The following is an 8506-nucleotide window of genomic DNA, read 5'->3' as shown; positions in this document are numbered from 1 at the left end:
GACTGGGTGCGAATGAAGCCGTCATCTCCGACTATGCCTGATTCTTCTTGCAGCCAAATCGGATTCCAAGTGCCGGTGGAGTCAGGTATTGCTCCTTTTCGGAGGAAGTATGCGACAGTTCCTGGTGCTAATCCTTCGGGGGCTGGTATTGCCAACTGGGCGGGTATATTCAGGGAGTTATCCCCAAAGTTTAAGTTGAAGGCTCCTGCAAATTCAAATCCCGCCGGCAGCGGTAGGGACAAGTTTTGTTGGTTGACTGGGGCAATGCTGACGGTTGCATTCTGTTTTAGAGCGCCCGGAGGTATCATTACTGCTAGCGCTCCGTCGCTTGAGTTGATGATGCCACCGTCGGTTCCCAAGGCAGTTGTGCCGAGTTTCGGTGCTTCGACTCGAACTGGAATGGTTGCGGAGGCGGTTCCGTGAATGGCTGTGACGCTGGCATCGCCAATGCCGACTGCTGTAATAGTGCCGTCGGGACTGACGTTTAAGATGTTGCTGTTGTTGCTAAAGTAGCGCGTACCTGTGCTGGCTGCGGTTAAGTTAGCTTCGGTGAAGTTGGAGTTTAAGCCGAGGGACAGTTTCCTCGTTGCACCGGGTGTCAGGGAGACGGCATCTGGGTATGGGTCTAGTCCGTACATTTCGGCTAGTATCTGATGCAATTGAGCGTCTGTTGTCGGTGCTGGCATAGTCCCAATGCGAATGGGGGTGACTGCTTGCAGGTTGTTGCGACTCGCGCTCAAAATCGAAGTGCCGTTGACCAAACCTGTCACTTTCCCGGTCGCGTCAATTGGTGCTACTTCTGGATTTATTGAAGTGTAAGTTAGATAAGAATCTGGCAGCACTACACCTTTCTGGTCGGCAAAATCTCCGAGCACAACTAATTCCGTATTTTCTCCTGCATTGAGTCGGGGATTTCGCTTCACAAAATCTAGATTCAGCAGCGGAACATCGCTGACGTTGACTGTCACCCGCGCGGGACTAGAACTCCCAAAAGCGTCGCTGGCAAGGAAATCAAAGCTGGCAATTCCAGAGAAACCGGATGCTGGTTTAAACGATGCTTTGTTAGTTAAGGGATTGAAAATTACCGTGCCGTTTACTGGATTGAGGACGCTAATTGTCAGAGGGTCGCCTTCTGCATCTGTGGCAAGATTGTCTAATGAAATAGTTGTCTCTAATTCTGTGTAAGTCCGAGCGTTTGTCGGCGAAACAACGGGCGGATTGTTGTCAGAATTCGGGGGATTAGCTTCGGCGAGCAATTGTTGTCCTAGCGGAGTATTGCGCCATTCTTTGTCAGGGTTGATGACTGTATCCAGCAGCGGTGCGTTTCCTGTTGCGCCACTAATTTTAAAGATTAGGTCGTTGTAATCGCCGTCTGATTGAGCTGCCGACATATCTTCTAGGGCGAAGGTGTTGCCCGTACCGGTAATGTCGGCTATTTGTAGCAGATGAGCGGTATCGTTATGATTGGCTGTGGCGATACTGAATAAGGGACGGTTTTCGGGAAACAAATCCCACAGCCACGAGTATTGGAGGGATGATTGTACTGTACCACTGGGTACGAACATGACGGCAAAAGTGTCTCCAGGGGTCATGTTGAAGGTTTTGATACCCTGATATTCTCCTGAACCAAAGTCGTATTCTCCCGGCATCGAACCGGTGAATTTGGCTCCTTCTGTACTGTCGCGGATTACAACGTTTCCTAATGTGGAATTAGTTAGGACTCTCCTAGCAGCTTCGGCGATGAATTCTGGAGTACCAGGTGTAAATGCTTCCATTCCTGAAAGGCTAAAAATGCCGAATTCGCCTGTAAAGTACCCGCCGTCAAACTGATAGTCAAATTTGACTTTTCCTTGGTCATCTACAAGGAAAGTGCCGGGAATGGGTGAGTTGGCTGCTGCTGTTATTGAGAGATTTGTTGGGGGATTGGTATTGCTTTGGAAGTCGCCAGTACGCTGTGTTGAATTGGGTTGAATGTCTGCAATATTGTCTAAATTTTGAGCAGATTCTTCTGTCGCTGACGGTAGCAAACCGCTTGTTATATCTACGGATTTGGGCGCAAATTCGGTATCAGAATACGCGGGTAGGGCGGTGGCAGTTTCTGTGGGATTTGAATTGCTACTATAATTGTTTGAAGTTGGTTCAGGTGGGGATTTAAGAGTTGAGGGTGAAACGCTTGTTTCGACTTCGGCTTCAGTTATCTGTGTCGTAACTGCTGCTGTCTCTGATGGAGTTGAGAAGAGTGCTGGGCTTTTCTCAGTTTCTAATTCCGCTGCTGTTTCGGAAACAACGATGTCCCGTTCGATTGTATCAGCAGTGAATTCTGCTGGATCTAGCGAATCGGTTTTTGTCGGCAATTGTTCGCTTTCAAGTTCTGCTGTTATTTCAGGAAAAGCGCTCTCATTTTCCACCGTACCCGACGCATCGATTTCTGTGGGAATAATCGACTCGTTTTTTGTTGGTAATTGTTCGGCTGCGGTAGAAACGTTGGAGTTGGTTTCTTTGGGTGATTCTTCGCCAACATTAGAGACGAGCGAGTCTGTTTTTGCAGGATAATTTGACGCAATGGGAGCGGTAATTGACTCTGTTTCTGCGGGGGGTTGAGAAATGCTTGCAGTTGCAGTTTTGTCGGTTTTAATTAATTCAGCATCTGCTGATTGGTTGACAAGAGATTCTGTTTTAACTGGCTGTTTAATTTCCGAAGATGAGTCAGTGTTGTTCGGAGAGTTTTCTGGGGTTTTAACTGCTGCTGTTGCTGCTGTCATCACCGCTACATTTTCACTGGCTGCTGTTTTTGGTATTGCAGCAGGTTCGATTTTTAAATCGTCAATTTTTAGTGAATCATTCTGTTTGTCACTTAAAGATTGAGTAGCGGTTTGTACTGGGTTTTTTGAATCGGTTGATTTGACTTCGGGGCTGATATTAGTGTCAGGTAAAACAGGGTTAGATGTGGCGGGAATTAATGGGGCTGTTGGGGGCTGTGTTGTCGGTGGCAGTTGAGAATTTGAAGTGGGTTTTTCGGTCGGTGTTGCATCGACTGTTGGGGATTTTTTGTCTGAGTCTATTTTGGCGGTAGCTTCCGCAACAGGAAGCTGTTTGTCTGAGTTTTTTGTTTCTGAAGTCTGGGCAATTGGAGCTTTTTTATCGGAGTTTATTTTGTCAGAAACTTCGGCAGTACGAGATTGTTCGCCTGAGTTGGCTTTCTCCACAATTGTGGAGTTTTGAGATTGCTTGTCTGAGTCTATCTTGTCGTCAGCTTTGGCAACTGGGGACTGTTTGTCTGTAGAGGTTTTATCAGTCGAGGGAATATTTGGGCTAGCTGCAACAGTTTCGGTTGAATTTGTTACTGCAATTTTATCGGATTTGTCTGATGAAGTTGTACTATGCTCTGGGATTGCGGTTGATGCAGTTGCAGGTGATGTTTTGTTGGGTTCTGACTCACTTTTGAGTGTAGCCTCTGACGATAAGGGTGTTTTTTTATCTTCTGGTTTTGAAGTTGTTTCAGCGGTTGCGGGTAATGGTGTTTTGTCCGAAGCTTTTTCGCTCGTTGTGGATGTAGTTACAACGGGTGAGGTTATTGGATTCGGGTTGGTCAGGGGGTCTCCTAAGTCCGAGTCTAGTTTACCAATTAGGGGGTCAATTTCAGAATTTGTTGCATCTCTGGAGTAGCTGTTAGTTTTGGTCGCACTGGTGGTAGCAGAAGGTATGCTGTTAATATCGGAGGTTTTGTTAATAATAAAAGCATCGGTTTCGGCTCGAATGAATTCGGATTTTGGTGGCTTGGCGGTTTCTATTAAGTTAGGTTGTTCGGAGTTTTCAGAAGAGCCGGGAGTTTGATATAATAAGGTTTTGTTAGTCTGAATTCCCGGCATTTGTGGGGCGAAAGTTGGGGCAAGTCCGGGAATTAAGGATTCCACTTCTGTTAAAGGTTCTCCAATCGGGTCGGTTAAAGGCACTCTGGGCACTCCTTGAGAAATGGTTAATTTGTTTTAAATCATTATTCAGCGGTTACTCATCATTATCGGCTAGACTCGATTATAAAGAAATTCGGGAAAATACAGAAGTTCCGAGTTTTTTTGTGTTGCTAGTCTGTGAGGTTTGCCGTATATTTACTGATAGTTTTTAAAGTTATGCTAAATCTTTATGAAGGTAAGTTTTTTCATGCCGGAAAATACTTAAATAACCGATCGCACATACGGTCTCTCTCTGTTACCATCGGCTTCAATTATTATCAATAGTCCCGGACGCACTCCTACGAAAGAAACCGGGTTTTTTACCTAATCTGCTGCTCACAGCGAAGTATTGTGGTAAAAAAACCCGGTTTCTGGACCCCCATCGTAAGTCCCGATCGATTAACGGAACTGCGATCGCCCGCCTGATGAAAATAGAAGGACTTGGACAACCCAAGATACTCACCCGTCAGGAAATCGAGCTCTTGTTTAACGGTGGTTTGACCTGGATCGCGCCCTCTACAGCTAATTGTCAGCCCCTTCCCTGTTCCAAACTTTCCTTCCCAGAACCCTTCCCGTTGGTCTCGGCTTCCTGTAAAGTAAATAATTGTAAAGAAATATGAGTTTTCTCTTATCCTCTGGTTAAGACCGCCAGCTAGCATTCACAATTGAGACCCAGATTAGAAGTTCCTATGTCACAGTTTTTTCCGCGAAGATTTCTAGCCTCTGCTGCCGCATTTTTTCTGGCTTTGTCGGTGTGGGCGATCGCACCAGCAGCCCACGCTTTCAACAATCCCGATTTGTTACCGTCTACTCAGACGCCGATCATTGATTTAGCTAAAGCCCTCACGGATATTGAAGAAGAGGGTTTGGCAAAAAATTTAACTGAATTTGAAGCCGAAACCGGCTGGAAACTGCGAGTGCTGACTCAGTACGATCGCACGCCCGGTTTGGCTGTCAAAAGTTATTGGGGGCTAGATAACAAGAGCGTGTTGCTAGTTGCTGACCCCCGAGGCGGCAATTTGCTCAATTTTAATGTGGGCGATTCGCTGTATCCGCTGCTGCCGCGCACTTTTTGGGTGGAACTGCAAACCCGCTACGGCAATCAATTTTTTGTCCGCGACAATGGCGAAGATCGATCGATCATTGAATCTTTGGAGTCGATAGAAGGCTGTTTGCGTCAGGGCGGGTGCCGCGTGGTTCCCGGTTTGCCGAGGGAACAGTGGGTGCTGACATTAATTACGTCGGTGGTTGGCGGCGTCATCTGCGGGTTTGCGGCTCAGCCTCGGAAACCGGGACAGATTGTGGCTTGGCAGTGGGCGCTAATTTTTTCGCCGCTGTGGGGTATTCTGTTTTTGGCCTTCGGAATTGGGCCGGTGGTGACTCGGACTTCTGACTGGTTGCCTTTGGCTCGAAATGTGTCCGGTTTTGCGATCGGGGCTTTGGTGGCATTCTTGACTCCAGTATTGGGCAAATCTCCTTCAGAAGAAACTTAGTTTTTTTTAAGAGTCATTAGTCAGCAGTCATCAGTCATTAGTCTTAGAAACCGGGTTTTTCACCTTTTCTGCGGGCTGACTTGAAGTATTACTGTAAAAAAACCCGGTTTCTGGGCCCTGCGCGCAAGTCCAAAGAAACCGGGTTTTTTAGCGAATCTGCGGGCTGCAACGAGGTTTCTCGGCCCCCTGTGCAAGTTTTGAGATAAGTTGTTGACTGCCAAAATGACCCAAAAATCCGCTCCTGACAAATAACTAATGACTGATGACTCATGACTAATGACTAAAAGCTGATAAGCTGATACCTGACAACTCACAGGCGACAGCTATCCAACAAATGGAATGGCACGTAAGCGATGCCCAGAGTCTGGGATTAATCGATAGCGAAATTGGCGACCACGGTTTTTCAGCGGCGGAGTACGAAATAGTCCGCCGCGTGATCTATGCGACTGCTGATTTTGAGTACAAGTCTTTAATTAGTTTTTCAGATCAGGCTTTGCAAGCCGGGGCGGCCGCTTTGGCTGCTCGAACTACGATCGTGGTAGATGTGCCGATGGTGCAGGTGGGCATTACGCCTCTGATCCAAAGTACCTTTGCTAATCCGGTTTACTGTTCGATGGAGGCTTTGACGCGCCCCCAAAGGGAAAAAACGCGGGCGGCTTGGGGGATTGAAACTTTGGCAAGACGCTATCCTGAAGGGATTTTTGTGGTTGGCCAGGCTCAAACTGCTTTGTCGGCGATCGTAGATTTGATTGAGGCTGAGGAAATTCGGCCGGCTTTGGTGATTGGGACTCCTTCTGGGTTTGTGGGGGTTGATGTGGCTAAGTCGCGGCTGCACGATTCGATGATTCCTCACATTCGGATTGAGGGGCGCAAGGGCTCGGCGGTGGTGGCTGTGGCGATTGTTAACGGTTTGGTGGATTTGGCTTGGCAAGCCTACGGCCAAGAGGGGAACAGTTGATGCCGTTCGATCGTTCAAACTTCAGTCCTCAGTCTCAGACGCATCAATACCGATGGTTTGTAGTGAGGATTTTAGTCCGCATCAAAATAAGAGGACTAAAGTCCTGACTGCAAACATTTTTGATTGCGGGTAATTGAAGGGATTGGAGCTTACCTCAAAGGCAGTCGCTGCTTGATTTTTGGTAGCATTTGCTTGATTTTGGCGATCGCCCATACCGACATCCACACACCAAATCCCGCACCGATACTAATCAGCAGTACCAAAACAAAGGCAGGAATGTCAACATTGGTCAAGGGCAAGTGAAATTTGCCATTATCCGGTGGCTCTTGTTTGATAAAGTAAGGAGCTACGCTAGCTACTATTCCCACCACTCCCAAAGCAGAACCCACTGTTTGAATCGTTGCTTCTAATTCTGCATCTCGATAGGCTTCTTCGATCGCCACAACGCCCCTAATTGCTTCCATCGCCTTGTCTAAGGCCACCGTACCGTGTTTGAAGTAACCTAGGTCAGCTTTGATTTGTTCGCTGAACTGCGGGCAGGTTTCTTTGCTGAATAATTCTAGGAAGCTCAAGTCAGAATAATTTTTGGTATCCCTATTATTATAAATTTTTCTGGATTTGATGTCAAGACTTATTTGATTTAATTTATTTTGGTAATTTTTGGCGTTAATGGCGATCGTATTTTGCCTAATTTCCATCTCAATCAGCAGGCGCGCATAGTTAACAGCGCGGGGCGGCATATTAATTGTCTGACTTTCGAGATACTCTAATTCCTTTTTCTTTAAACCGGTGCCCTTCGATTGGCGCTGATGGGCTTCGTCATGCTGCAAATACTGAAAAGTGCTGTCGATATCCAGTTCGATTTGTTCGTATTCCTTACGGATTGCGAAGTAATAGGCGCGACTTTCCTGGTAAGCAAGGATGACTTTGTTGCGGTACAAGCATAAATCTAAAAAGTCGGGGTAGTAGATATCCCAGATGTCACTCGTTGTTTGACTGTTGAAAAACCAAATCAGAATCTGTCCGAATTTATCTGGGTAATTGGGATGGCCGTATTCCAAAATTGGGCTGCCAAACAATTCGCCTTGACGGTAAAAATCGGGCAAATCTTGACCGCAAATAAAATAGCTTAAACACTCTTGGGCTAAACTTTTGAGATACTGCGAATCTTGCTGGGCTTTATCTTTTTGTTCGGGGCTAAGCCAAGCTGTCAGCAGCAAAGTTTGACCGAAATAACTGTTAACCGACTCCTGCAGCAAGCAGTTATCGGGATTAAACTCTTTGAAGATGCTAAGGTCAACATCAGGGGTTTTAGTACCGTTAGTTTTTTCGGGAACGCGGAGGTTGAATGCCAAAGCGTAACTGTCGTCAATCCGCAGCGGTTGAGCAAATCCAGCGAGGGAAATCTGCTGGTTGTGATGCTTAATTTCTTTAGTCAACAGCAGGGAACTGCGGTTGTTGACAGCAGTTTTGATAATTAGGTTGGCGCGCCGGCCAGAAGGTTGACTTGTTTTGTTGTATGATAAATTGTCCTGGTTAAATTCCGCAGGTATTCTCAGTTTTTCTTGCAGTATCTCGTTGCACTTTTCCCAGAGGTGTTCGGAATTGATAGAAGCATTCGATGTTTGTGGTAGGTTTGAGCTTGATGCTAGGGTATCCCAGACGTGGAAGGCGAATAAATGAACGTTGGGGGCGTATACTTTACTAATTGGATTCATTACTGGTATCTGCACTATTTTCTCGCTCTTGTTTCAGTCTTTTTTTGTAAGCATTCATAATGCTTTCAGGTAGGGTTTTAGTGAGATTTTCCAGGGGTGCTAGTGTGGTTTGCAGGGGTTGAGACGGATCGGAGATTTCTCGCTGATTACCCATTATTAATGCGTCTCCCAATTCGCGCTGTACGCACCAATTTTTGATAGCATCGTTAATGGCAGATTCATTGCCTGCTAATTGGTCTATTTCGGCGGCTAAACTCGGTAAATCTTCCCATACTGCCGGCGAAAAAATCTCGGGAATTTTTGTCAGCAAATAGAGAAAACTAGCAATATCTTCGTAAGTTTCCACTGGATAATTCTCCGTTAATAAAATGTCAGGGTAAGAAAGGG

Annotated in this window: 5 protein-coding genes; 2 read left to right on the top strand and 3 right to left on the bottom strand. The window is 46.4% G+C overall.

What is annotated here, in order from left to right:
* The coding region (locus QUB63_RS20685; protein WP_332947173.1) for a DUF4114 domain-containing protein at nucleotides 1-3953 on the bottom strand (3953 nt) is incomplete at its 3' end.
* A 686-nt stretch (nucleotides 3954-4639) separates the two neighbouring features.
* On the opposite strand from QUB63_RS20685, the gene QUB63_RS20680 reads away from it, so the two are divergent.
* Nucleotides 4640-5443 carry a TPM domain-containing protein gene (locus QUB63_RS20680; protein WP_332947172.1) on the top strand — a complete coding sequence of 268 codons (804 nt, stop codon included), beginning with the start codon at nucleotides 4640-4642 and terminating at the stop codon, nucleotides 5441-5443.
* A 334-nt stretch (nucleotides 5444-5777) separates the two neighbouring features.
* Nucleotides 5778-6401: a precorrin-8X methylmutase gene (locus QUB63_RS20675; RefSeq protein WP_332947171.1), complete on the top strand. Its 624-nt coding sequence runs from the start codon at nucleotides 5778-5780 to the stop codon at nucleotides 6399-6401.
* Between the two features lie 149 nt (nucleotides 6402-6550).
* Here QUB63_RS20675 and QUB63_RS20670 read toward each other — a convergent pair whose 3' ends face one another.
* Nucleotides 6551-8119, bottom strand: a complete 1569-nt coding sequence (locus QUB63_RS20670) for a hypothetical protein (protein ID WP_332947170.1) — start codon at nucleotides 8117-8119, stop codon at nucleotides 6551-6553.
* Complete coding sequence (locus QUB63_RS20665; protein ID WP_332947169.1) at nucleotides 8106-8465, bottom strand: hypothetical protein; 360 nt, start codon at nucleotides 8463-8465, stop codon at nucleotides 8106-8108. The genes QUB63_RS20670 and QUB63_RS20665 overlap by 14 nt, the downstream gene beginning before the upstream one ends.
* Nucleotides 8466-8506: the final 41 nt, after the last annotated feature.

Source organism: Microcoleus sp. ARI1-B5 (assembly GCF_036705795.1).
Taxonomy (GTDB): Bacteria; Cyanobacteriota; Cyanobacteriia; order Cyanobacteriales; family Microcoleaceae; genus Microcoleus.
Note: the sequence above shows the minus strand (reverse complement) of the source record. Positions and strands in the feature narration are given on the sequence as shown.